This is a genomic window from Janthinobacterium sp. PSRC1-1, from assembly GCF_049897525.1.
GTDB classification, from domain to species: Bacteria; Pseudomonadota; Gammaproteobacteria; order Burkholderiales; family Burkholderiaceae_D; genus Janthinobacterium; species Janthinobacterium tructae.
In genome coordinates this window covers 17,115-40,376 of record NZ_JAFCWK010000014.1, presented here as the reverse complement: position 1 = coordinate 40,376, position 23,262 = coordinate 17,115, and the positions used below count along the sequence as shown (strand labels likewise).

Genomic DNA, 23,262 nt, shown 5'->3' with positions numbered 1-23,262 from the left:
CACGATTGCCGCCCCATGAAAAAAGGCCGGGACGGACCTGCTGGTCCGGCTCCGGCCTGGCGGATGCGCTGGCGCGCCAGGCGCCAGGTGTCAGGCTTCAGACCACGCCATTCTTGACGGGAGACAACTGGCTCGCATGCAGCCGCGCATACGCGCCGCCCTGCTGCAGCAAGGCGGCATGGCTGCCCGACTCCACCAGGCGCCCGCCCTGCATGACGACGATGCGGTCGGCGCTTTCGATGGTCGACAAACGGTGCGCGATGACGATGGTGGTGCGGTTGCGCATCAGCACTTCCAGCGCCGCCTGCACCTGCCGCTCCGACTCCGTGTCCAGCGCGCTGGTCGCTTCGTCGAGCAACAGAATCGGCGCGTCCTTGTACAGGGCGCGCGCGATGGCCAGGCGCTGACGTTGCCCGCCCGACAGGCGCGAACCGTTCTGCCCCGCCTGCGTCGCGTAACCTTGCGGCAACTGCATGATGAAGTCGTGCGCGTAAGCGGCGCGCGCCGACGCTTCGACTCTGTCCTGGTTCGGGGCCGGGTCGCCATACGCGATATTCGCCGCCATGGTGTCGTTGAACAAAATCACATCCTGGCTGACGAGGGCGAACTGGCGCCGCAGGGCCAGCAGCGCGTAGTCGCGCAGGTCGACGCCGTCGAGCAGGATCTGGCCGCCGCTGACGTCGTAGAAGCGCGGCAGCAAACCCAGCAAGGTCGTCTTGCCGCCGCCCGAGCCGCCCACCAGGGCCACCGTTTCGCCGGCGCGGATGTCGAGCGTGATATCGCTCAAGGCCGTGGGCGCATCGGGATCATCGCTGTTGTAGCGGAAGTGGACGTTTTGCAGCGACAGATTGCCCTGCACGGCCGCCGGGGCCACTGTCCCCGGGTCCGGTTCCAGCGGCGTGTCGATCAGGCCGAAGACGGATTCGGCCGCCGCCAGGCCCCGCTGCAGTGGCTCATTGATTTTGGTTAAATTCTTGATTGGCGACTGCATCGCCATCAGCGCACCCATAAAGGCGACGAAGGCGCCCGGCGTGATGGCGCCGCTTTGCGCGCGCAGCATGGCAAAGTAAATCACGGAAGACAGGGTAATGCCGACGAGCATCATGATGAAGCCGGAATTCATGGCCGAGGTGGCGGCATGTTTGACGGCCAGCTGGCGGTTGCGCTTGACCACGTCGACGAAGCGCGCCTGTTCATAGTCTTGCCCGCCGAAGATTTTCACCACGCGCTGGCCGGCGATGCTTTCGTCCAGCACGGATGTCAGCTCGCCCACGGCTTGCTGCGAACTCTTGCTCAGGTGGCGCATGCGGCGTCCCGCCAGGGTCACGACGATGGCCACGATGGGCATCGAGGCCATGCAGAACAGGGCCAGTTTCACGTCGATGCTGAACAGCAAAATCAGATAGCCAATGGTGGCGACGGAGTCGCGCACCATCACATTGAGCACGTTCAAGCCCGCCTGCGACACCTGGCTGGCGTCGAAGGCCACGCGCGACTGCGTCAAACTGGTGGTGGTGGTATCGAAGAAGCGGCTGGGCAGGCGCATGATGGTGGCGAACATTTTTTCGCGCAAATCGGCCTGCACCCGGCTCGATAGCCATACGGAACCGTAATCGCCGGCAAAGCTCGACACCATGCGCAGCACGGCCAGCCCGAGGATGGTGGCGGGAATCACCCACAAATCGACCTGCCCAGCCTGTGCCGGCAGGAAACGGTCGACCCAGCCCTGCAGCATGCCCATCACGCCGGACACGGGCGCGACCTGCTCGCTGGCCGTCGTGCGCATGGCGTCGACGACGTTTTGCAACTGGCGGATTAACAATACATCGGTGGCGGACGCCACGCCCACGGCCAGCAAAGTGGCGGCAACGATGGCGCCATAGCGGCGAAACTGGCCGGCCAGGCGGAAGAACAGGAGGCGACTTTGCTGCATGCAGGTAAGAAAAGTAAGGGTAAAGCGTGATTCTAACCGCTGCCAGACTTACCTAAGTAGGTCGCAATAAATTATTGTGATTTCTGACTTCCATAACCGACGCTCTGCGGTGTTGCCCGCTGCTAGCAGTGCTCGCACTGCGTCGCAGCGGGCGCCTTGCAGAGCATCCGGTTCTGTTCGTCATAACTTCACAATCATTTCCCACGACCTACTTAGACGAAAGTCGCACCTTGCCGGCGCAGAACCGGCAAGGGCCATGCGCGGGAAATCAGCTCTTCGCCACTTTCCACGCGGCCGTGCCGGCCTTGCAGACTTTCAGCTTGAGGGTCTGTTCCTGGCCCTTGGCGCTCAAGCCCACCTGTACCTTGCGGCAGGTTTGCGCGTCCGTCTTTTGCGTGTCGCTGGCCGTGATCTCGGCGGCGATGCGCACGGAATTGCGCAAGCCTTCATTGCTCCATTGCACGGTTTCGCCGTCCTTCTTGTCATTGAGTACGTCGGCGACGGCTTTCACGAAGACGGGCTTGTCATTCTTGTTCAGGTAAGCCATCGGCGTATCGGCCAGGAAACCCAGGCCGACGGCGGAAGCGGAAGCGCTGAAGACGACGCTGCCGAAGATCAGGGCGGACAGCAATGTGGCGGGACGAATACGCATGGAAAACTCCTTGTGAAGTAAAAAATAGGGACAGGACAGGGAGCCGCCGGGGCGGCCCTTAGCCGGGATCGGCCGGCGAAATACCCACGGCCAGCAAGGCATCGATGCTGGGCACGAAATAGATCGCCGACGACAGCGGCGTGGAAAAATCCAGCAGCCTGTCCGTCTTGCTGACGCCATCATAGCCTACGCCATACATTTGCCGCAGCATGCCCATGGTCACCGTGATATCGCGGCAGAAACCGACAAACATGACGCGCGCCAGGGCGGCATGCAACTGCTCAGTTTTTGCCGCCGCGACGGTTTTGTCGACGACACGGCGGACGAGGTGCCACCGGTGGGCTGAACATTGGCAAGCGGGCACGCCTGCCGCATAATGCGGGCATGTTCAAACTGACTTTTCTCGGCACGTCTTCCGGCGTGCCTACACGCCACCGCAACGTCACCTCGCTGGCCCTGCAAACCACGCACAACCGCGACTGGTGGATGATCGATTGCGGCGAAGCCACGCAGCACCGGCTGCAGCGCCTGCCCTTGTCCGTGCACGACCTGGTGGGCATCTGCATCACCCACGTGCATGGCGACCACAGCTATGGGCTGCCGGGCTTGCTCGCCAGCGCCTCCATGACGGGCCGCAAGAAACCCCTGCTGCTGATCGCCCCGGCCGCCATCAAGGCCTGGATCGACGCCACCCTGCTGCACACGGAACTGTTTTTGACGTATCCGCTGATCCACATCGACGTGGACAGCGATCCCATCGTCCACCAGGAAGCGGGCTTGACCATCTCGCGCCATGCGCTGTCGCACCGTGCAGCGAGCGTCGGTTATCGTTTCGCGCTGGAAACGAGCAGATGGAAGCTGGACAAGGCCGCCCTGCAGGCAGCGGGCGCGCCACCCGGCCCGGCCTGGGGACTGTTGCAGGCGGGCCAGGATGCGATCCTCGACGATGGCACAGTCTTGCGCGCCGCCGCTTTCCGCCAGACGGAAACGCAGCGCGCCACGGTGGTGATCGGCGGCGACAACGACACGCCGGCGTTGCTGGCGGACGCCTGTGCCGGTGCGCAACTGCTCGTGCATGAAGCCACCTACACGGAAGCCATGCTGCAAAAAGTGGGTCCCGGCCCCACGCACAGTTCCGTGCAGCGCGTGGCGCAGTTTGCCGAAGCGGTCCGCCTGCCCAATCTGATTTTGACGCACTTCAGCGCCCGCTATCACAACGCGGACGGCATGGCCGAACTGGAAGCGGAAGCGCGGCTGCATTACTCGGGTGAATTGTTCCTGGCGCGCGATTTCGACAGCTATGAACTCGATGCGGCGGGCGTGCTGAGCAAACTTGAGACGCCGCGCAGCAAATGAGCGGCGCGTAGCCCAGCCGCGGACGCTATTCTGCGTCCGTCCGTTCGGCCGCTTTCCCTGCCGCCGTATTGACAGCCACCGCCGTGGCATTCACGGATGTCGTGGCGGTGGTCACGCTCTTTGTCACCATGCGCGTGTAGTCGGCCACATTCACGCCCGCTTGCGTGGTATAGCCGCTCACATGCTGGCCGACTTTCACATTCCTTGTCACCGAAAAACCCGATCTGAACATCTTGCCCAGCGATGCGATCACGATGGCCAGCAAGGGCAGCGAGGCGAATAACAGCAGCAATTCGCTGAATGGATCGCTTTTGCGTGATAGCCACGCCGTCAGGAAAAGACAGAACAGGCCATACGCGAGCGGGCTAAACAAGGGATGGTGGATTTCCGGCGCCAGCGCGGCGATAAACACGACAAGTATCAAGGCTCCCTTGAAAGCGATCGGAAGCAATACCTGCAATGCCGCCAGGACGCTGGCCAAGGCATACAGTATCAACAGGACATCGGCGATCCAGCCGACGACGGGAATGAAGGCGCACAGCATCAATATCCCGATCAGCAGCAACGATCCCGCAATGCCTTCCAGGATGGCGATACGATTGCGGTACAAATGTGCCACCAGCGATAGCAGGCAGGTCGCGGCAGCCGTAACGGCGGCCAATGGCAGCCGGTCTTCCTTGCCCGCCGCGCAATACAGCAGAATATAGGGAATCAGCAGCAGCATCAGTATCGAGAACCGGAAACCACCACCCTCTTTCAGCACAGTCATATTATCCATCTTTTATATAGTGATCGGCCCGCATACGCGAATTCGCCTTGCCGGCCTACCCCTGCCGGGCACGCCATCGCTATATTGTAAATGTAAAAATTTCCCAGTGGAAATATTTATTGAATAATCAATGAACTTGCGGAAAGTAGAATAATGCCACGGCCACAATATGAATTAATGTGGATCGGTGCCATACTGCGCCGCATACTCGGCCGCCAGCAGGCGCGCCGCCTGCTGCTGTGACGGCGTGAGGATTTCCAGCAACTGGTCGCGGTTCTTGATCGATTGCGCGCTGCCCGCCTCGTCCGGCATGGCAATCCATGCATACGCCTGCACATAATCGAGCCCGACACCCTGCCCTTGCGCGTACAGCAAGCCGTATTCGTTCTGCGCCGACAGGGAACCGGCTTCGGCCGCCTGCTTGTACCAGAGTCTTGCGGTACGCCATCGCCCTTGCGGTAAGCCTGCGCCAGGTTGAATTGCGACTGGCCATCGTCCGCCTCGGCCGCCTGGCGCCCATAGGCGAGCGATTGCGCCATGTCTTGCGCGACGCCATCGCCACTCGCATACATCAGGGCCAGGTTGGCCAGCGACGGCGGGAAGCCCGCTTGCGCCGCCGCCGTGAACAGTTCCACCGCTTTCGGCACATCTTGCGTCACGCCATGGCCCTGGTGACAGGCTGGCCAATAAATGCTGGCCGGCCGGATCGCCGGTGCGCGCAGCCGCGTCGAATTGTTTAAAGGCCTCGGCGTAATGGCCGTCGTTATAAGCGAGAATGCCCGCTTCATTCAAAGATGCTGTCGATACGCTCATGAAGATTCCTTGTCCGGGGATTTTGGGCACTGTAAGCAGCACTGTTCCGCGCAGAATGCACGATAGGAACGGTGTGGAAACGGTGTGGCGCATTGCCCAAATCCTGCGTTATGATCGTTCACCGCACGATTGCATTGCGGCAAAACGACAAGTGCCAGCCCAAGAATATCTCCATGAAACTGATTGTTTTGCTTTTATCCCTGCTTTCCACCTCGGCTGATGGCGCCACGCTGCACCTGGACAAAGCCGCGACAGGCAAAGTGCGGCAAGCGGCCAATATCCGCTATGTCAATCACGATGAAAAGCAGACTTACCAGCTGAAAATCGGCAAGCAGTGGGTCGCTGGCAGCTGCAGCAGCGGCGGCACGGGCAATTTGCATGCGCTGCTGCTGGACATGAATTTCGACGGCCATGCCGACCTGTGGGTGACCGGTTACATGGATAGCCAGGGACGCGTCCGCTGTTCCGATGTGTGGCTGTGGGATGCGCCAGCGCGGCAATACAGTTTCAACGCACCCTTGTCGGCGATTCCGAATCTGGAAATCAGCATGGCCGATCAAGCAATCGCAGGCGGCATCGCCAATTGCGGCTGCGCGGCGCAGTGCTTTTATGAAGACAGCTATGCGTGGCAAGCCAGCAAATTAATTACCATCGCCCGGCGCGAACAGGATTGCGAGCGCTATCGGGAATACCGCTTGAGTGATAAGAACGACTTGATACTCGTCAAGGATGAAATCATCGATAGCGGCAATCCCGGCCAGCAGGCCATCGAGAATAGCAAAGCCTATGACTGGCAGCGCCATGCGCACATCATGCGCAAATCCTGGGAGTAAATCCTGGGAGCCAATCCTTCACCACCATCGAACAATGAACGCAGACATGACGACACATCCAGCATCGATCACCTTCCATGCCGCCAGGGCGGACGACACCCCGGCCTTCATCGCATTGCGCGGCAAGACGCGGCAAAATGCCGTGTCCGCGGAGCGTCTGGCAGAAGTGGGCATCACGGCCGAGTCCTGGGCCGAGATGATGCGCTCAGGCAGCCTGCCCGGCCAGGTCTGCCACCACGACGGCCAGCTGGCCGGCTACTGCTTTGGCGCGCGCGACACGGGCGAAATCATCGTCCTGGCACTGCTGCCGGCATTCGAAGGACTGGGCATCGGCAAGACCTTGCTGGAATTGGTGATGACGGAACTGCGCGCGCAGGGCCATCAGCGGCTGTTCCTCGGCTGCTCCAGCGATCCCGCTTCGCGCTCCTACGGCTTTTACCGCTACCTGGGCTGGACCGCGACGGGAGAGACCGACAAGTATGGCGACGATGTACTGGAGTTTCGCCTGACGGCCTAGCGCCTAGCCCGGCCTAGCCCGGCACGCGGCTGGCATCCCACACGCGCATCACCTGCGTGATGGCAGGGTCAAACACGGCGTAGCCCACGCCATCGCGGGCCTGGATCGCCACGCCCGATAAAAAACTGTCAAACACGGCCGCCAGCGCTAGCCCATCCGTCTGCGCGGACAACTCTCCGCTGGCCATCCCCCGCTCGACGCAATGCACGAAGCCGGCGCGCGTGCGCGCGCGCGAAGCGGTGAGGGGTGCGGCCACGGCCGCATGCTCGGCCGTCGGCGCGCTCATGCAGCCGAGCGCCACCATGCAGCCCGGCGGATGCCCCGGCTCGGACTGCATCGCCGCCGACTGGCGCAAGGCCTGCTCGACAGCGGCGCGCGGCGCCAGGCCATCGTCCCACAAACACGCCGTCACGCGCGCAAAGGTGTCCAGATAGCATTGTGCGGCCTCGCGGAACAGCGCTTCCTTCGAGCCGAACGCCGCATAAAAGCTGGGCGCGGAAATGCCGCCGCCCAGGCTCGCCTTGAGCTGGCTCAAGGACGTCGATTCATATCCCTGCTGCCAGAATAAAAACATGGCCTGCTCGACCGCTGCCTGCCGGTCGAACGTGCGCGGCCGTCCCATTTGCGCCATTGCTTGCTCCTTCTCATCTACTCACCACGACTTACATACTACTCGATACAGAAGTCATTGACAACGGAGCGCGCCATCGCCTATATTTGTACCGATTGATATATATGTATCGCCACGACGGTCAGGGCACTCCTGCGCCTGATCTCTTTACAAGGATGTTTGCCGTGAATCACGCCACACTCACTACCGGAACCAGCGCTGCGCTGGCCGACCGCCTCCCCGTCGCCGGCCTGCTGGCCCTGGCCATGACGGGTTTTATCTGCATCGTCACGGAAACCCTGCCCGCCGGCTTGCTGCCGCAGATCAGCGCGGGCCTGGGCATCAGCGCCGCGCTGGCCGGGCAAATGGTCACGGCCTATGCGCTCGGTTCCCTGCTGGCAGCCATTCCACTCACCATCGCCACGCGCGGCTGGCGCCGCCGCAACGTGCTGCTGCTGACCATCATCGGCTTTCTCGTGTTCAATACCGTCACGGCCCTGTCGTCGCACTACGGGCTGACCCTGGCGGCCCGCTTCTTTGCCGGCATGGCGGCCGGACTGGCGTGGAGCTTGCTGGCCGGCTACGCGCGGCGCATGGTGGCGCCGCAGCAGCAAGGCCGCGCCCTGGCGCTGGCCATGGTGGGCGCGCCCGTCGCCCTGTCGCTGGGCGTACCGCTGGGCACCCTGCTCGGTTCATTGGTCGGCTGGCGCGCCGCGTTCTGGATCATTTCCGCCCTGACATTAGTCCTGATCGCCTGGGTGCTGGCGAAGGTGCCGGATTACCCGGGGCAGTCCGTCCATGAACGCCTGCCCCTGCGCCGCGTCTTCACGACGCCGGGCGTGCGGCCCGTGCTGGCCGTCGTCATCGCCTGGATGCTGGCGCACAATATTCTCTACACCTACATCGCCCCGTTTGTGGCCCCTGCCGGATTGACGGGACGCATCGACCTGGTCCTGCTCGTCTTCGGCGCCGCCGCCATGGCCGGCATCTGGATCACGGGCAAGCTGGTCGAGCGCCACCTGCGCGCCAGCGTGCTGGCCAGCCTGGCCGTGTTTGCCGCGACGGCCCTGGTGCTGGGCATCGCCTCGCACCTCCCTGCCGTCGTCTACCTGGGCATGGCCGTCTGGGGCTTGTCCTTCGGCGGCGCGGCAACGCTGTTACAGACAGCGCTGGCCGACACGGCCGGCAGCGGCGCCGACGTGGCCTTGTCGATGAATGTGGTGGCGTGGAATGGGGCGATTGCAGCCGCGGGCGTGGTGGGTGGCGCCCTGCTGGAAACCTGGGGCGCGGGCGCCTTTCCCTGGGCCATGGTGGCGTTGCTGGTGCTGGCTTTCACGGTCGCCTGGTCGGCCAGCGCACATGGTTTCCGGCCCGGCCGACGCAGCGGCAGTGCGCCCGTGGCCGGGCACTGAGGCGACCGTTTAATCAGCCGCCGGCACCGTCACGATGCGCGGCACGTGCCCCGTATGCACCAGGAAACTGGCCAAGGTGGCATGCGACAGCGCCACGGTGGCCGTGTTGCGCAGCGGATGGGCTTGCATAGAATCAGCTTCCCATACGGCCTGGTCCAGCACCAGTTCCACCGCGTGCGCGCCGTCGTGGATCAGCGCAAACAGGCTGACGGAGCCTGGGGTGATGCCCAAGTGCTGCAGCAAGCGCTCGGGCGAGGCCATGCTCAACTTGCTGGCCGTCAGCAAGCGCCCCAGTGCAGCCAGGTCGATGCGTTTGTCGAACGGCACGATGACGAGAAAATGCCGCCGGCCCTTCTCGTCGCGCACGAACAGGTTTTTCACCATCAGGCCGGACATGGCCGGCACGTGGTTCAGTGCTTCATCGATGGTGTGCACGGCCGGGTGTTCGACCAAGGTGGAGTCACCGGCACTGCTTGCCAGCCAGCGGGACAGGATTTCTTGCATGGTGATGTTCTCAGCGCGGGCGCGTGTGCGATGGGCAATTGTAGCGGCGCGCCGCGTGGTGCGCTTGCCTTAAGGCTTGCGTTCGTCCTCTTTCTTGTCAGCGGCCGCCAGCCCCCAGTCATTCCAGCCTTCGCCAAACAGCTCGATGGGATGCTGCGTGCGCTCGGAACCATTGCCGCAACGCATGGCGTCCGGCGGGCAATACTTGTCGCACCCCCAGCAGATGCGTTCGGGATTCTTGGGGTTCAAGGGAAAAGGCTTGGCCATGGCGTGGGGATGCAGTCGGTTGAGGTCTCTTCGACGACTCTAGACCTGGCGCGGGGGGCGGTCAAACGAATTTCGGTGGGGAATTTGCTTAAGTCAAGTTTGCGAAGATTGCTGTCGCGACAGCTTGCAGCCCTACCTTCACCCAGGAGACCAGCGAATGTCATTGCCTCTCATAACTGGTCACCGCATCATTAGCATTACTCTTGATGACCTTCATCATCTTGGTGTTGCCTTGGTATTTCATCTCAAGAATTCTCAGCTGATTTTTCGCCGCCTTGCAGTATTTATGTATGTTCTTGAGAATTTCATCCTGCTGCCGTTTAGGTAGCTCCCCATCAAACTCTCCCGCCAAGTGCTCACATGCTTCTGCGTTATAAATAAACCTGTTGACATCCTTGGGGAGTAGCTCGGCTGAAAAGGCCAAAGGAAAAACAAAGTAAACAGCTGCCATCATAAAAACAAATCGCATGATTTTCCTTTAATAGCCATTATTCGACCAATGTGGCCGGTCGCTTCCAGGTCCGCTGTATTTCTTTACCCCATATGTTGCAGCGATCGCATTTACCACTGAGTTCGTCGTCCATCGCGCCCCCGTCATGATATATCCTCAATTTAATGCATGCTAGCGGGAATGGTTTTGACACGAGACAAGAGGTATGGGGGAGCGGTATCAACTGCATTTAATCGCTTTATCGCGTAGAAATGGACATTTCCAGCACGATACGCGCGACATTGACACGGCCATCCGCGGCCGGCTGTTCCTTCAGTTCATCCAGCGCATACACCATCGTCACCGTGGCGCCGGGCACGAACAGCGCGAGGTCCTGCTTGCGGTGCGTATAGATGCTTTCGTCGACTGTCGAACCGTCAGCCAGGCGCAGGGTAAAGCTGTTGACCTGATCGCCACGGCGGCTGTCCTGGCCCGCGAAATACGTGCGTTCGATGCTGCCCGTCACCGTTTGCGTCTGGATGCGGCCGGCTTTGATGCTGTCCCACCATGCGTCCGAGGCAAACAGGCCGTGCCTGCCTTTCAGTCCCATGAGGGGCTTGGCGCTGTCGAGGGTGAGCGATTGCGTCCTGGTGACGCGAGCGGGGTCTTGTGCCAGGGCTTCGGTGAGGGTGTAGACAGGTATCATAAGGGTGCAAGAGTTATTGTAAGCGCTCACTCAATGTTTGCGCCGAATGACGTATGCATTGCCGGCGAGTTCAAAACCGAGCGTGGGATAGTAGGACATGGCATCGGGAGCGGAGAGCAATATCAGGGACACTTCATCGCCGATGATGGCCTGGGTACGCTTGACCAGCTCCTTGCCGATACCCAGGCCCTGGTAGTGCTTGTCGACGGCCAGGTCCGAGAGATAGCAGCAATACGCATGGTCGGTCAGCGACCGGGCCAGTCCCACAAGCTCGCCATCCACCCATGCCGACAGCAACAGGCAAGGCGCGGCAAACATGCGCGCGATTCTCGGGAGCTCGCCGGTGGGCCGCTTGATGCCGGAGTGATCGAACACGCGAACGACGTCCACCGGATCAAGCGGAAAGTTATGACGATATTCGACAGTGATGTTTTTCATTGGTTCATGAGTGTAAGGAGATCGCGCATGGGAAACCGCTTCTGCCAGATAATGGCGCAATAAGCGGTTCTGTCTTGCGGGCAGGGGCTGGCGCGTCATGAGGCTCCAGTCGCGCCATCGACAAGATGCATGCCCGCATTTAACGCTCATCAAGACCGAGGCGGCCAGGTCACGCAGCAGGCACGCTGAAACTTATCTGATAAAAAACAAACTTGGCAAGGATTATAAATATGTTGCTACCGTTACGATTGAATAAACGCGTGTGCACCACCATTGCTAGCTCTTTTTTTCTTGTTGCGGGTGCCTCATCGGCGTTTGCCAGCACGCTTGACGAGGATAGGACACGCGGTGACATACATGGATTGTTTGAGATAAGGGAGGCCGCGGTACAGTTCATCGCAGCAGAGAATCTGAAAAATGGAACAAAGTGGCAGGCCATGGAGCCGAACCGGAAGATTCTGGTTGCCAAATGTGCGGTGTCTCTGCGCGTGAAATGGGTTCCGAAGAGCCATGGCCTGTCTGGACCGAATGTTGCTGTAAGTTGCGACCAGACCGTCAAGCCCACGATACAAAAGAAATGGACAGTGTTCGTCCCCATCAACAAGGGGCCGATGGCGCATACATGAGCACATCGGGGTCATTCCATGGCATTGCACACGAACGGAGGTGCTGGATGTCATAGAAGCTGGCTCAAGCGAGGAGATAAGCGGAACCACGCGACGCGGCCTTATCGCTGGCACCACAATTTCGCTCCTGAATCCCTAAAATGGTGCAACCGAACAACGGCAGATATAATCATCGACTCAGATTTTATTGATACAAGACTACATGAAAATCAAAATATCATTCATCGCCTCGCTAGGAATGCTATCGCTAATTCAGGCATCACCATCCTTCGCGGATAATATCAACGGGAAAAATCTATATATACAGCGATGCTCCATGTGCCATGGAACAGATATCAATGGAACCGGCCCACTGGCGAATAAAAGCAATCCTTCCACGCCTGACCTCACAACCTCCGCCTTCAAAAAACGTCTGAAAGATTATCCGGGCGTTATTGTTTCATCAGTCATACTTCGCCCGAATGGCGACTTGATTCCAAAAACTTTGCGAGAAAATGGCGTAAAAATATCGCCGTACGCATGGAAGGTTCAGGATTTTCGCGACTTGAATCAATACATGAGTGGTGTGATTTTGAAGAATCGATGACTTTTCAGACGAGATCAGTCGCGAAGTTGCAGTTGGAGAATTCGGAGCAGGCTGGGCCGGCAGGCCCGGCGCTTCAGATCTCACACGCAGGATACGGCGGCATTCAACGAACATCGATATTCTTCGAAATATCAACAGTGCGATAAAAAAGCCAGTCAACTGACTGGCTTTTTTTGATTTATGTTGGACTTTCTTGAAACTGTTTTGCATTGTCACAAATTTCATACCATGCAGGCTTGGAGCCAACATACACATGAAATTGTATTCTTACCTCAGGGTCATCATCCAGGCAGTTAACGGATATTGGAAATGAATCATTCTCTGAACCAATTTCCCCCAACGAAGTTCCGCAATTCTTGCAAAAAGTTCTTGCATATGTAAACGGAGGCTCTGGTTCATATCGTTGAATAAATTCTCGCCCCTCCAGCAAGGTAAAAGAATTTTTATCAACAAAGGCCAAGGCACTCGCTCCGGCCTTCCGACAACGAGAGCAGTGGCACATGCCCATCATGCTTGGAGGGGATGCCAATTCAAACTTTACCGAACCACAGCAACAACTGCCTTTGATCATGAGGTGTCCTTTTTGAAAGTTGACACTGTATTTTTACACAGTACTTCTGGACAGACAAGATCCACATGGAAGAATTTTTCAGAAGTTAAAGCAGAAAGCACCGTGCGGGCGAGAGAGAGCAAAGGGCCAGATACCGATCAGATACTGACAAAAACTGACAGTCGACCCACGTAAGATCGGCAAATCAAAAACTAAAAGGTTACAGGGATAAATTCACCATGACTACTTTTACGCATTCTTCAGGCCAGCACTTATCCGTTGATGATGCCGAAATATATTTTGAAATCATCGGCAATCCGATCGGGAGTCCATTGCTGTTACTGCACGGCGGCTTAGGCAACCTGACAGACTTCAATGGCATTGTCGCTCAACTTGCAAGTGAATTTAGATTGATTGGCGTTGATTTTCGTGGACAAGGCAAGTCGACGCTCGGAAAATCCCGCCTGACCTATCAACGATATCAAGCAGATGTTGAAGCTATTCTGGCGCACTTGAACATCGATTGTTTTTCCATACTGGGCTTTAGTGACGGTGGCATCACTGCCTTGCGCATGGCCGCTGAAACCCCAGCGCGGATCAAGGGACTGGTGGCGGTGGCGGCTCAAAGTCAAATGGAAGCGGACGACCCGATCCTTCCCATGTTAAGTGGCGTGACGGCAGATTTCTGGGAGACAAAATTTCCCGATGCAGTCTCCTACTACAGAGAGAACAATCCAGAACCAGACTTTGATACGTTGATCAAATCGGTTGTATCGCTCTGGACAGATATCAAACACAGCGCTTACCCTGGCAATCTGATCAAGCAGATCACGGCAAAAACGTTGCTGGTGCGGGGCGACGAAGATCATCTTTGTTCGTTAAAGTGCATCGCTGAACTACGAGATAAAATAAAAGGTTGTGCCTTCCTGAACATCCCATATGCAGGGCACGAGGCATACAAAGATGCTCCTGTTTTATTCATGGAGGTGGTGCACGATTTTCTTGTCCATCAGATTACCAAGACATGTTAGTTGTTTAGTTTCGTGCGATCATATTCCTCGTCGCAGCATGGCCCTGTTCCGGGCCAAAGCTGTGCTTGACGAGTTGATCGGCGGTTTGCCACCGAGATCGTCCCACCGGTTACAGCACATCGCATAAACTTCAGTCCATGAGCTCACGCATTCATCCCCAAGCCCGCACCACCCCGAAGATCCGGCAGGAAATCAAGGACTCCGGACTGTCCGACCGCGAAGCCGCCAAAGTCTTCAATATCACTCGTGCCACGGCTGCCAAGTGGCTCAAGCGGGACGATGTGCAAGACCGTTCGCACCGGGCCCATACGCTGCATACCACGCTGAGCGCGACGCAGGAGGCCATCGTGCTGTCACTGCGCCAGTCGCTCTACCTGCCGCTCGACGACTTGCTGTACATTACCCGGCAATACATCAATCCCGACGTCTCCCGCTCGGGCATTGCGCGTTTGCTCAAGCGCGAAGGCATGGCCCGCCTGGAAGATGTGATTCCCAAGGCCGAGGGAGAAACGATCTCGGCCAAGAAGACCTTCAAGGACTACGAACCCGGCTTTGTTCACGTCGACATCAAATACTTGCCGCAGATGCCAGACGAAACCTCGCGCCGCTATCTGTTCGTGGCCATCGACCGCGCCACGCGTTGGGTGTTCCTGCATATCTACGGTGACATGACAGACAAAAGCAGCGTCGACTTCCTGCGCCGGCTCAAGCTGGCCTCGCCGATCAAGATCATTAAACTGCTGACCGACAACGGCTCGCAATTCACCGACCGCTTCACAACAAAGGACAGGAAGCCCAGTGGCCAGCACGCCTTCGATAAAGTCTGCACCACCATGGGCATCGAACACCGCCTGGCACCGCCCCGGCATCCGCAAACGAATAGCATGGTCGAACGATTCAACGGCCGTATCAGCGAGCTATTGCAGCAGACCCGATTCGATAGTCGGGCTGATCTGGAGACTACCTTGCTCAACTATTTAAAGCTTTACAACCACCACATTCCACAACGGGCCATCGGTGCCAAAACACCCATCCAGGCGCTCAAAGAATGGCAGCAAAAGAAACCGGAGCTATTCGTCAAGCGCGTTTATGATCAAACGGGACTGGACAGCTAGACCCCTCCGGGCCTCGCTAGTGATTAGTACAGAGAACTGGCGTTATATTCTGACGTATAACCACCAGCATGGACGTTAGACTACTTCGGTACGACTAGGTCCGAAGGAAGCCTAGTTGTATTTGGAAACATCTTCTTTCGTTGTACGACGATTAAACGTTAGGCCATATTCCTTGTTGACGTCGCCGGGGTGTGCGTCAATTACGGCCCGCACGCGATTTGCCTTGTTCTCTACGTCAAAGCATTTGTCATCACCCTTGGCACAGATTACGCGGATGATGCGTGTAAAGCGCTGCTGCGCATAGTTCATATCCGGCCCGGTCTCCGTAACCATATCAACCAGCGTGCCTTTCGGAATCTGGGCAAACTCGATACTGTCAGGGACTCCAGCATTGGCCATTACCGAATTCCAGCCGGACGAGATATGCACGCGTGCCATACGCATACCGAAATCGCGTTGGTCGTCATAGTGCACGGCGGTAATCCATGCCTTATCGGTTGGGCGGAAGTCCGTAGTATCCACCAAGTTGGCGACGACCACGCCGCGCCAAATTTGGCCCTGCCACGGTTCGACGGACAGGTGATTGGTCGTGCTGCAGCCCATCATCGCGACGGCAAACAGGCCTGCGGCCAGAAATTTCAGTGAGTTCATTGCTTTTTTCATCTTATGTCCTTTATGAAAACAATTGTAACGCCAAGCAACTTTTCCTGCTGAATCAATTGCATGGTGTTTTCATGGATTGGATGCTTTAGGCGGTATTAGGGCCGCCTTACGATATCGGGCGCCGGCCAAGCGAGCAGCACCGCAACGCGCCTGAACACCCAGCGAAGTTCCGCGGGCTCACCCCAGCCTAGGGCCGACACCCTTACAAATGATTTCAGCAAGATGTCTACGGGGCGCTCTGCTCTGTGCGCACGTGATTTCGCCTCGATGCACTCTCGACCAAGATACTTGGCCAACTCCTCACAGACGCCCCAGTCGGCCCAGCGCTCTAGGTTTGAAGTGCCGTGCTCACATGGGAAATCGGCAGGCACATCGTTGTAGTCGATACCGAGGCTGCGGTGCTCATTCATCATATGCTCCATTTACGGAATAGTGAATACAATACTGTATAAAAATACAGTTGCCAACGGAGCAACACTCCTGCGAACTCGTTCTTTTCAGCCTTTAAATACGGTTGACCACGTCTGCGGGGCAATACGAGAATATACTTGCCTTTTGGATAAATTTCGACGTAAGGGCAACAGTGATGATGAAACGAAGGTTGAAGGTTTTTGTACAAAATCTCGGACATGACATTGAAGATGAGAAAGCTGCCGAGCAATTTCTCGACGAATCGTTGCCGCTCATCGGTCTCGTCGTAATGTATTTCAATGCCCTCGAAAAGTCCTTGGACTTGTTCATCTGCGATATCATTTCCGACCGCACCGAAGAGCCTGGCCTCATCGTTCTGCACGGCTCCCCTTACTCCTCCAAAGTCGACCTTTTCAAACGCCTCTCCGAGTCATTTAACGGGGCTTTCAGCCCCGAGGCACCAGCATATAAGGGCTTGATTGACGGGTTACTTGAGGTTGGAAGACTCAGGAACTTGGTCGTGCATGCGGACTGGCGAAGCACGGACGAGGAGGGCTACACGTTCGTGCGTATCAAAATTCAAGATAGAACGCTTCATCAAGAGTATGCGCAGCTGACATCCGACGCACTGGAAAAGGTTCTGACGCGAATTGTCGAAGTGAATCATCAACTTTCAGACTACTCGGAACAGCGAGGCAACCTCCTGAGCTACGGTCACTACGACACTACGCAGTTAGAGAGGCCAGAAATGGAATAGCCGGCACTTTTTTGTTTTCAACGTTGAAGGTGCGGCCGAAAACCTGGTATTCGACAGAGTTTCAACGTTGAAACTGCGAACTGCTAGTCAAAATATTGGCGATTGCTATACGAAGCACGGGGTTCGTTGGCCGGCAACTGTTGGGCGGACGCTACCGGTCACGCCCCGGGTTCTACGCTAGCGGCATATGTTTGCCAACTATCACGGCGCGAGGGTCAGGTCCGCCATTCGGACACAAACTGATGCGTTGACCGTCGTTACAGGCTGGATCAGTTGAAAAGCTGATTAGAACCACGAACGCGCGCCCACGGCGCGCGGAGCTGCCGCGCGGCGGCAGCGGTTGGAGGATTCGGGGCGGGCTGGGCCGGTAGGCCCAGCCCTTCGAATCTCACACGCAGGGCGCGCAGGCGCCCTGCTCGCTTCCGCCAGGCAATAAAAAACCGCCCGAAGGCGGTTTCTTTATTTCCTGGCGGAAGCGGTGAGATTCGAACTCACGAACAGTGTAACCCGTCGCTAGTTTTCAAGACTAGTGCCTTCAACCACTCGGCCACGCTTCCTGATGGCAGCATTATACATAAAGCTCAGTGGCTTACCAATGGCTAGTACTGTCGTGGTCTTATTTTCCCAGCGGCCGGGGCCGGGGGCGATACCTGCGCAGACACCAAAGCAGAAGCCTTACAGCCCCCAGTTTTCCCGCAGCGCCCTCTCGAACGCCACCGCTGGCAACGGGCGCGAGAACAGATAGCCCTGCACTTCGTCGCAGCCGGAGCTCTTCAAAAACGCCAGTTGCTCCGCCGTTTCCACGCCTTCCGCGATCACTTTATGGTGCAGCTGCTGGGCGATGCTGATGATGGTGCTGGCGATGGCGCAGTCGCTGGCGTCTGTCGGGATGCCGGTGGTAAACGAGCGGTCGATTTTTAAGGTGTCGATGGGGAAACGCTTGAGGTAGGACAAGCTTGAATAACCGGTGCCGAAGTCGTCCAGCGACAGGGCCACGCCCAGCGCCGTGATGCGGTCCATGATGCCGATCACGCGCTCGATGTTGTGCATCAGCGTGCTTTCCGTGATTTCCAGTTCCAGCCAGGCCGCTTCCAGACCGTAGCGGGCCAGGGTGGCCGCTACCCTGACGGGCAGGGCCGAGGTGAATTCGCGCGCGGAGACGTTGACGGCCAGGCGGATCGGCGGCAGGCCCGCCAGTTTCCACGCCTGCGCCTGGGCGCAGGCCGCTTCCAGCACCCATTCGCCCACTTGCACCACCAGGCCCGTCGATTCGGCCAGGGGGATGAACTCGGCGGGCGGGATCATGCCGTGTTGCGGGTGGTGCCAGCGCACCAGCGCTTCGGCGCCGATGATGCGGCCGCTGCCCAGCGCGTATTTCGGCTGGTAGTGCAGCAACAGTTGCTGTTCCGATAACGCCTGGCGCAAGCCTGTTTCCAGGCGCATGCGTGCCTGCATGCCCAGGTTCATGTCGTGGCTGTAGAAGGCCACGCTTTCCGCTTCGCCGCCACTGTCCTGCTTGGCGCGGTACATGGCGATGTCGGCCAGGCGCAGCAGGGTTTCCGCGTCCTGCCCGTCTTGCGGATACACGCTGATGCCGATGCTGGCGCCCACGCGCAAGTCGTGGCCTTCGATCAGGAACGGTTGCACCAGGGAAGCGAGCAGCTTTTGCGCCACCATGCTGGCCTCGAAGTGCTGGCCGATGTCGAACAGGCCCACGGCGAACTCGTCGCCGCCCAGGCGCGCCACCAGGTCCTGGTCGCGCAATACCTTGCGAAAACGCAAGGAAACCTGGCGCAGCAGTTCATCGCCGATGCGCCGGCCCAGGGTGTCGTTGATCAGTTTAAAACGGTTCAGGTCGATGAACAGCACGCAGCCGAGCATTTTGCTGCGCTGCGCCACGGAGAGGGCCTGGTCGACCAGCTTGGCCAGCAGGGTGCGGTTAGGCAGGCTGGTCAGCGGGTCGTAATACGCCAGGTGGTGCAGCCGCTCCTCGGCCAGCTTGCGCTCCGTGATGTCCGTCAGGTAGGCGATGAGTCCGATGGGCTTGTCGTCCATGTCCTGCAGCGGCGACAAGGACAGGCTGGCCCAGAAGATTTCGCCCGACTTCTTTCGGCGGCGCACCTCCATCAGGCGCCCTCCCTGTTCCAGGAAGGCGTCGTGGAAGCCCGTATCTTCATCATCGTACAGGAACAGGATGTTGCGCCCCACGGCTTCCACCGAGGTGTAGCCGAACAGGCGTTCGGCGCCCTTGTTCCAGCTGGTGATGTAGCCCGTCAAGTCCATCGTCAGTACGGATTCGTGCAACTGGTCGAGGATTTGCGTCTGCTGCGCCAGCAAGGCTTCGACTTGCGCAAACGCATGGGTCGAGCGTTGCGCCAGCGAATGCACCTGCAGCACGCCGGCCGTCAGCGAGGCCAGGCTGGCCAGCTGGCGACGGTCGGCGTCGTTGTACAGGCTGCGCCCCGCCACGCTGTAGTGGCCGAAGCAGTGGCCGTCAAAACTGATTTCCTGCAGCAAGGCAGGCGTGTCGCTGGAAAAAATCGCGGACGATGCAGCGGCGTCCATGCTGCCCGCAGGCAGAAACTGGCCATGCGGACTGGCCATCACGGCGCTGGCGATACGGCCCAGCTCAGCCACCAGCGCGGGACCGCGCAAACGCACGACGGCATCGCACAGGGCGGCGCTGTCACCGAGGTAATCCGACACCGGCAGCAAGGTCATGCTAGAGGTTCCGGCTGACCTGGATGGCCCATTGGTAGGCCTGTAGCAGGCTGCGCCAATAGGTTTCTCCATCGATGCCGGCACGGCGCAAGCCTTCGGGCGGCGGCATGGCGCTTTCAACCAGCGCCAGCAAGGTACCCAGCTCGCCATTGCGTTCCAGCAAGGCATCGTTGACTTCGGGCGCCAGGTTCAGGGTGGCGATGATCTCTTCCATCGGCATGCCCAGCAGGACGTCAAGCAGGGAAAACACGCCCGTCATGAAGGCCAGGTCTTGCGCATCGCGGTCGCCGCCGCGCAGCTGGCACAGCGCTTCCATCTGCGCCGCGCGCACGGCCGCCAGCGGCAGCAGCGCGTGGATCTTGCCATCGTCTTGCTGGCGCGCATACAGCAGCAGTTGCAGCCAGCGCTGCAGCTGGCGTCGGCCCAGCAGGGTGATGGCCTGGCTGAAGCTGGTAATCGGCGCCGTGAAACCGAAGGCGGCCGAATTGACCAGTTTTAACAGATGATAGCTGAGCGACGGGTCCTGTTTGAGCGGCACTTCCAGCTCGTGCGCGTCGGCATCGCGGGCCAGCAGGCCCAGCAGCGCCAGCAAGCGCCGACGCGAGGTGGCGTCTTCCGGCTCGCTTTGCTGGCGCGCATGCTGCAAGGCGTAGTCACCGGCAAACCAGCTCACACCGATTTCTTGCAATGCGGCAAGCTGGCCCGCGTCGCCGATGTTGTAGGCCAGGTGCGGCCCCGGCAAGGGCAGCAGCTGATGCAGGGCCGGGCGTGCGCCCGCCGCGTCAAAACTCAGCGCGCGCGCGTCGACCTGCGCCGCCACCACGGGACCGGCATCGGCGCCATCGAGCAGGATGCGATAGCCGGCGTCGCGCCATTGCTGGCATTTTTTCTGGATTTGCTTGTCGCCGGCAAGCTGCGCCGGCAAACGGAAGATGGTGCGTTGCGGCACCAGTTGCGCCAGCACGGCCTCGTCCACACCATGCGGGTCGGCCAGGGGAATGATGCAGTCGAGCGGCGCCAGGAAGGCATACGCATCGGCAGCGGCCAGCGCCGCCAGCAGCGGCGCCGTCGAGGCCTGCGGTACATGCAAGGTGACAGCGACCCACTCGTTATGAGCATTGGCCACTGCTTGTAATCCCACCAACGGAAACAGGTTTGATTCAGACGCTGACATCGGTATCTCAGTGTGGGTAGGGCGCCATAGTAAATAAACTGACCAGCATTGGCAACCCTGGCCCGACAGGGATGCCATTTCGACAGCGAGAATCATTCTATCCGAATCTCACCCGCGAAACAGTTTAATTTTGGCAATAAATATTCAAAAAAAACATTCCCCCGGGAGACCGGCCTGTCATGCGGGTTTGAAAAAAACACCATGACGCCAGCGCCGTTCAGGCACCGCCGCCATGCGCATGCTCGACCGCATATTTGATCAATTCGGCCTGCCCTTCGATGCCCAGCTTGCGCTTGATGTTCAGCCGGTGCGTCTCCACCGTGCGCACGCTCAAGTCCAGGTCGCGGGCGATCTGCTTGTTCGACTGGCCCGCCGCGATATGTTGCAGCACTTGCTGCTCGCGCGTGGTGAGGAAGGAATCGTGCACTTGCGGGCGCGATAACTGCCGCGCCAGGGCCGCACTGTAATAGATGCCGCCGGACATCACCGTCTCGATGGCGAAGACGATATCTTTCCCTGGAGCATCTTTGAGCACATAACCGCGCGCGCCGGCGGCGATGGCTTGCGATACATATTCGAGCTTGTCGTGCATGGACAGGATCAGCACGGCAATCTGCGGAAACGCCTGCTTGAACAGCGCCGTCGCTTCGATGCCGTTGATGCCGCGCATATTGATATCCATCAACACGAGGTCCACCTGGTGCGCACGCGCCTGGGCCAGCGCTTCGTCGGCGCCGCCCGCTTCGGCCACCACGTCGAAATGCGCCACCGCTTCCAGGCGAGCGCGCAAGCCGTCGCGCACGAGGGGATGGTCGTCCACCAGCAGGATGTTGATCTTCTCGGTCATGTTTCGGTATCTTCTCGGTATCTATTCATCAGTATTTCGGTGGAAGGACGAGCCGCGCCAGCACCACGGTGCCGGCCGCAGACGAGGTGATGTGCAGGCCGCCGCCGATGGCTTCCATGCGTTCCGTCATGTTGCGCAGGCCGATGCCGCGCTGCGGATGCAGGGCGATGCCGTCGAAGTCGAAGCCGCCGCCATTATCCTGGATGCGCAATTCCACCGCCTTGCCCGCCTCGCGCAGGCTCACTTCCACGCCGCGGGCGTGGGCATGGCGCTCGCAATTGGTCAGCGCTTCCTGGGCGATGCGGAACAAGACGGTATTGACCATGTCGGGCAAGCTCTCGCCCGCCGCCGCCGGGCTGGCCGTGAAACTGGCTTGCGCGCTGCTGCTGTCGTTAAATTCATGCACCAGGTGGTCGAGCGCGGCGGCCAGGCCCAGGTCATCTAAAATGGCAGGGCGCAGGTTGTGCGAAATGCGCCGCACCTCGCCGAGCACCTTGTTCAGCTGCTCGGCGGCCCGCTCGAACGTGGCGGGCGCCTTTTCTTTCTGCTCGGCATTGCCGGCCAGGCGCGCGATGCCCGCCTCGATTTGCAGCTTGATCGACACCAGCCACTGGCTGATGCCGTCATGCAAGTCGCGCGACAGCCGCGCCCGCTCCTCCTCCTGCGATTCGACCACGCGCTGCGCCAGCACTTTCAGCTTGGCGTCGGCCACGCGCAATTCGCGCAAGTTCAGCACCAGGCCGCAGGCGGCCACCAGCAGGGAACCAAGGATGGCGATGGCGGCGATCAGCTCCATGGTCGAGCGGATATTGCGCGACTGCTGCGCGTCGACCTTGGCCAGCGCCTGGTCCACGTCATCCATATAGATGCCGGTACCCATCATCCAGCCCCATTCCGGCATCAATATCACATAGCCGAGCTTGGGCGCGGACTTGTTGGTCGAGGGCTTGATCCAGTTGTAGCGCTCGAAACCGCCGCCGCTCCTGGCGCGCTGCATCAGGCGCTGGATGGTCAGGTTGCCGTCCGCGTCGCGCAACTCCCACAGATTCTGCCCCACCAGCTCCGGCTGGCGCGGATGCATCAGCGACCTGCCCTGCAAATCATAGATGAAGAAATAGCCATCGTCGCCATAGCTGAGGGCGGACAGGATGCGCTTGGCTTCCTCTTGCGTGGCGGCATCCTTGCGCCCTGACTGGACCAGCTGCGCGATGGAATGGCTGGCCAGGGTCACGTAATGCTTGAGTTCGGCTTCCTTGCTGGCCAGATAGGCTTGCTGGATGGTGGCGCGCTGCTGCTCGGCCAGGGTAATCGCCTGGTGCCGCACGGCAAACGCGATGGCGCACAGGGCGAGGATGAGCGGCGTGATGGCCAGGAAGATGACTTTCTGTCTGAGTTTCATGGCCTGGCGCGCTCCGGCGGCGTCGATGCTGGTGGGAATACGTGATTTTACGTCGCGGCGCGGCGATCATTCTGCGTAGTAATACTGAGCGTTACTGCGTAGTCGTGCGCTTGCGGCAATTATACGATTCCTGAATACTTGC

General features: G+C 59.3%; 26 protein-coding genes, 1 tRNA gene and 1 pseudogene. 9 read left to right on the top strand and 19 right to left on the bottom strand.

Going from position 1 to position 23,262, the window contains the following annotated elements; translation table 11 throughout:
- Positions 1-97: 97 nt before the first annotated feature.
- The 3 genes from msbA to ACP7DW_RS24200 all read right to left on the bottom strand — a co-directional run bounded on the left by msbA (position 98) and on the right by ACP7DW_RS24200 (position 2,838).
- The gene (gene msbA / locus ACP7DW_RS24210) at positions 98-1,933 is read right to left on the bottom strand and encodes a lipid A export permease/ATP-binding protein MsbA (protein WP_426057022.1); all 1,836 of its coding nucleotides are present in this window, start codon (positions 1,931-1,933) and stop codon (positions 98-100) included.
- Positions 1,934-2,201: 268 nt separating this feature from the next.
- Positions 2,202-2,585 carry a hypothetical protein gene (locus tag ACP7DW_RS24205; protein ID WP_141172319.1) on the bottom strand — a complete coding sequence of 128 codons (384 nt, stop codon included), beginning with the start codon at positions 2,583-2,585 and terminating at the stop codon, positions 2,202-2,204.
- A gap of 58 nt (positions 2,586-2,643) precedes the next feature.
- Complete coding sequence (locus ACP7DW_RS24200; protein ID WP_426057023.1) at positions 2,644-2,838, bottom strand: hypothetical protein; 195 nt, start codon at positions 2,836-2,838, stop codon at positions 2,644-2,646.
- 131 nt (positions 2,839-2,969) lie between these two features.
- Here ACP7DW_RS24200 and ACP7DW_RS24195 point away from each other — a divergent pair, with 131 nt between their 5' ends.
- The gene (locus ACP7DW_RS24195; protein WP_426057024.1) at positions 2,970-3,941 is read left to right on the top strand and encodes a ribonuclease Z; all 972 of its coding nucleotides are present in this window, start codon (positions 2,970-2,972) and stop codon (positions 3,939-3,941) included.
- A 25-nt stretch (positions 3,942-3,966) separates the two neighbouring features.
- Here ACP7DW_RS24195 and ACP7DW_RS24190 read toward each other — a convergent pair whose 3' ends face one another.
- From ACP7DW_RS24190 to ACP7DW_RS24180, 3 genes and pseudogenes are all read right to left on the bottom strand, one after another.
- Positions 3,967-4,710 carry a hypothetical protein gene (locus tag ACP7DW_RS24190; protein ID WP_426057025.1) on the bottom strand — a complete coding sequence of 248 codons (744 nt, stop codon included), beginning with the start codon at positions 4,708-4,710 and terminating at the stop codon, positions 3,967-3,969.
- 174 nt (positions 4,711-4,884) lie between these two features.
- The gene (locus ACP7DW_RS24185; protein ID WP_426057058.1) at positions 4,885-5,085 is read right to left on the bottom strand and encodes a hypothetical protein; all 201 of its coding nucleotides are present in this window, start codon (positions 5,083-5,085) and stop codon (positions 4,885-4,887) included.
- 56 nt (positions 5,086-5,141) lie between these two features.
- Positions 5,142-5,498: pseudogene (locus ACP7DW_RS24180) on the bottom strand (tetratricopeptide repeat protein); the annotation flags it as partial.
- A gap of 198 nt (positions 5,499-5,696) precedes the next feature.
- Between ACP7DW_RS24180 and ACP7DW_RS24175 the strand changes: the two are divergent.
- Positions 5,697-6,356, top strand: a complete 660-nt coding sequence (locus tag ACP7DW_RS24175; RefSeq protein ID WP_426057026.1) for an XAC2610-related protein — start codon at positions 5,697-5,699, stop codon at positions 6,354-6,356.
- A 46-nt stretch (positions 6,357-6,402) separates the two neighbouring features.
- A complete protein-coding gene (locus ACP7DW_RS24170; RefSeq protein WP_426057027.1) occupies positions 6,403-6,873 on the top strand; it encodes a GNAT family N-acetyltransferase in 471 nt (156 codons plus the stop codon).
- Between the two features lie 13 nt (positions 6,874-6,886).
- On the opposite strand, the gene ACP7DW_RS24165 is transcribed toward ACP7DW_RS24170, so the two are convergent.
- Positions 6,887-7,504 carry a TetR/AcrR family transcriptional regulator gene (locus tag ACP7DW_RS24165; protein ID WP_426057028.1) on the bottom strand — a complete coding sequence of 206 codons (618 nt, stop codon included), beginning with the start codon at positions 7,502-7,504 and terminating at the stop codon, positions 6,887-6,889.
- 245 nt (positions 7,505-7,749) lie between these two features.
- Between ACP7DW_RS24165 and ACP7DW_RS24160 the strand changes: the two genes are divergently transcribed.
- The gene (locus tag ACP7DW_RS24160) at positions 7,750-8,895 is read left to right on the top strand and encodes an MFS transporter (RefSeq protein ID WP_426057057.1); all 1,146 of its coding nucleotides are present in this window, start codon (positions 7,750-7,752) and stop codon (positions 8,893-8,895) included.
- A 9-nt stretch (positions 8,896-8,904) separates the two neighbouring features.
- Here the strand turns inward: ACP7DW_RS24160 and ACP7DW_RS24155 are convergent, their stop codons facing one another.
- The 5 genes from ACP7DW_RS24155 to ACP7DW_RS24135 form a co-directional block, all read right to left on the bottom strand.
- Positions 8,905-9,399 carry a prolyl-tRNA synthetase associated domain-containing protein gene (locus tag ACP7DW_RS24155; RefSeq protein ID WP_426057029.1) on the bottom strand — a complete coding sequence of 165 codons (495 nt, stop codon included), beginning with the start codon at positions 9,397-9,399 and terminating at the stop codon, positions 8,905-8,907.
- Between the two features lie 69 nt (positions 9,400-9,468).
- Positions 9,469-9,666 carry a DUF3079 domain-containing protein gene (locus ACP7DW_RS24150; protein WP_426057030.1) on the bottom strand — a complete coding sequence of 66 codons (198 nt, stop codon included), beginning with the start codon at positions 9,664-9,666 and terminating at the stop codon, positions 9,469-9,471.
- Between the two features lie 160 nt (positions 9,667-9,826).
- Positions 9,827-10,135 (bottom strand): hypothetical protein, encoded by a 309-nt coding sequence (locus tag ACP7DW_RS24145; RefSeq protein WP_426057031.1) that lies wholly within the window; start codon positions 10,133-10,135, stop codon positions 9,827-9,829.
- A 220-nt stretch (positions 10,136-10,355) separates the two neighbouring features.
- Entirely contained in the window at positions 10,356-10,802 is a 447-nt protein-coding gene (locus tag ACP7DW_RS24140; protein WP_426057032.1) for a hypothetical protein, read from the bottom strand.
- A gap of 30 nt (positions 10,803-10,832) precedes the next feature.
- On the bottom strand, positions 10,833-11,339 hold the full coding sequence (locus ACP7DW_RS24135) for a GNAT family N-acetyltransferase (protein ID WP_426057033.1): 507 nt from the start codon (positions 11,337-11,339) through the stop codon (positions 10,833-10,835).
- 131 nt (positions 11,340-11,470) lie between these two features.
- On the opposite strand from ACP7DW_RS24135, the gene ACP7DW_RS24130 reads away from it, so the two are divergent.
- Positions 11,471-11,866 (top strand): hypothetical protein, encoded by a 396-nt coding sequence (locus ACP7DW_RS24130; RefSeq protein WP_426057034.1) that lies wholly within the window; start codon positions 11,471-11,473, stop codon positions 11,864-11,866.
- Positions 11,867-12,068: 202 nt separating this feature from the next.
- Entirely contained in the window at positions 12,069-12,452 is a 384-nt protein-coding gene (locus tag ACP7DW_RS24125) for a c-type cytochrome (RefSeq protein WP_426057035.1), read from the top strand.
- A 178-nt stretch (positions 12,453-12,630) separates the two neighbouring features.
- Here the strand turns inward: ACP7DW_RS24125 and ACP7DW_RS24120 are convergent, their stop codons facing one another.
- Positions 12,631-13,023: a GFA family protein gene (locus tag ACP7DW_RS24120; RefSeq protein WP_426057036.1), complete on the bottom strand. Its 393-nt coding sequence runs from the start codon at positions 13,021-13,023 to the stop codon at positions 12,631-12,633.
- Between the two features lie 218 nt (positions 13,024-13,241).
- Between ACP7DW_RS24120 and ACP7DW_RS24115 the strand changes: the two genes are divergently transcribed.
- Together ACP7DW_RS24115 and ACP7DW_RS24110 are read left to right on the top strand one after the other, a co-directional pair.
- Positions 13,242-14,033 (top strand): alpha/beta fold hydrolase, encoded by a 792-nt coding sequence (locus tag ACP7DW_RS24115; RefSeq protein WP_426057037.1) that lies wholly within the window; start codon positions 13,242-13,244, stop codon positions 14,031-14,033.
- 137 nt (positions 14,034-14,170) lie between these two features.
- Positions 14,171-15,148 carry an IS481 family transposase gene (locus ACP7DW_RS24110; RefSeq protein WP_426057038.1) on the top strand — a complete coding sequence of 326 codons (978 nt, stop codon included), beginning with the start codon at positions 14,171-14,173 and terminating at the stop codon, positions 15,146-15,148.
- A 111-nt stretch (positions 15,149-15,259) separates the two neighbouring features.
- Here the strand turns inward: ACP7DW_RS24110 and ACP7DW_RS24105 are convergent, their stop codons facing one another.
- A complete protein-coding gene (locus ACP7DW_RS24105; RefSeq protein ID WP_426057039.1) occupies positions 15,260-15,811 on the bottom strand; it encodes a hypothetical protein in 552 nt (183 codons plus the stop codon).
- A 586-nt stretch (positions 15,812-16,397) separates the two neighbouring features.
- On the opposite strand from ACP7DW_RS24105, the gene ACP7DW_RS24100 reads away from it, so the two are divergent.
- Complete coding sequence (locus tag ACP7DW_RS24100) at positions 16,398-16,979, top strand: hypothetical protein (protein WP_426057040.1); 582 nt, start codon at positions 16,398-16,400, stop codon at positions 16,977-16,979.
- Positions 16,980-17,446: 467 nt separating this feature from the next.
- Here the strand turns inward: ACP7DW_RS24100 and ACP7DW_RS24095 are convergent.
- The 5 genes from ACP7DW_RS24095 to ACP7DW_RS24075 all read right to left on the bottom strand — a co-directional run bounded on the left by ACP7DW_RS24095 (position 17,447) and on the right by ACP7DW_RS24075 (position 23,120).
- Positions 17,447-17,536: transfer RNA gene (locus tag ACP7DW_RS24095), tRNA-Ser, on the bottom strand.
- Positions 17,537-17,654: 118 nt separating this feature from the next.
- Positions 17,655-19,700, bottom strand: a complete 2,046-nt coding sequence (locus ACP7DW_RS24090; protein ID WP_426057041.1) for a putative bifunctional diguanylate cyclase/phosphodiesterase — start codon at positions 19,698-19,700, stop codon at positions 17,655-17,657.
- Position 19,701: 1 nt separating this feature from the next.
- Positions 19,702-20,826, bottom strand: coding sequence for an EAL and HDOD domain-containing protein (locus tag ACP7DW_RS24085; RefSeq protein ID WP_426057042.1), 1,125 nt, complete (start codon positions 20,824-20,826; stop codon positions 19,702-19,704).
- A gap of 265 nt (positions 20,827-21,091) precedes the next feature.
- On the bottom strand, positions 21,092-21,721 hold the full coding sequence (locus ACP7DW_RS24080) for a response regulator transcription factor (RefSeq protein WP_426057043.1): 630 nt from the start codon (positions 21,719-21,721) through the stop codon (positions 21,092-21,094).
- A gap of 28 nt (positions 21,722-21,749) precedes the next feature.
- Positions 21,750-23,120 (bottom strand): cache domain-containing protein, encoded by a 1,371-nt coding sequence (locus ACP7DW_RS24075; protein WP_426057044.1) that lies wholly within the window; start codon positions 23,118-23,120, stop codon positions 21,750-21,752.
- Positions 23,121-23,262 lie beyond the last annotated feature (142 nt).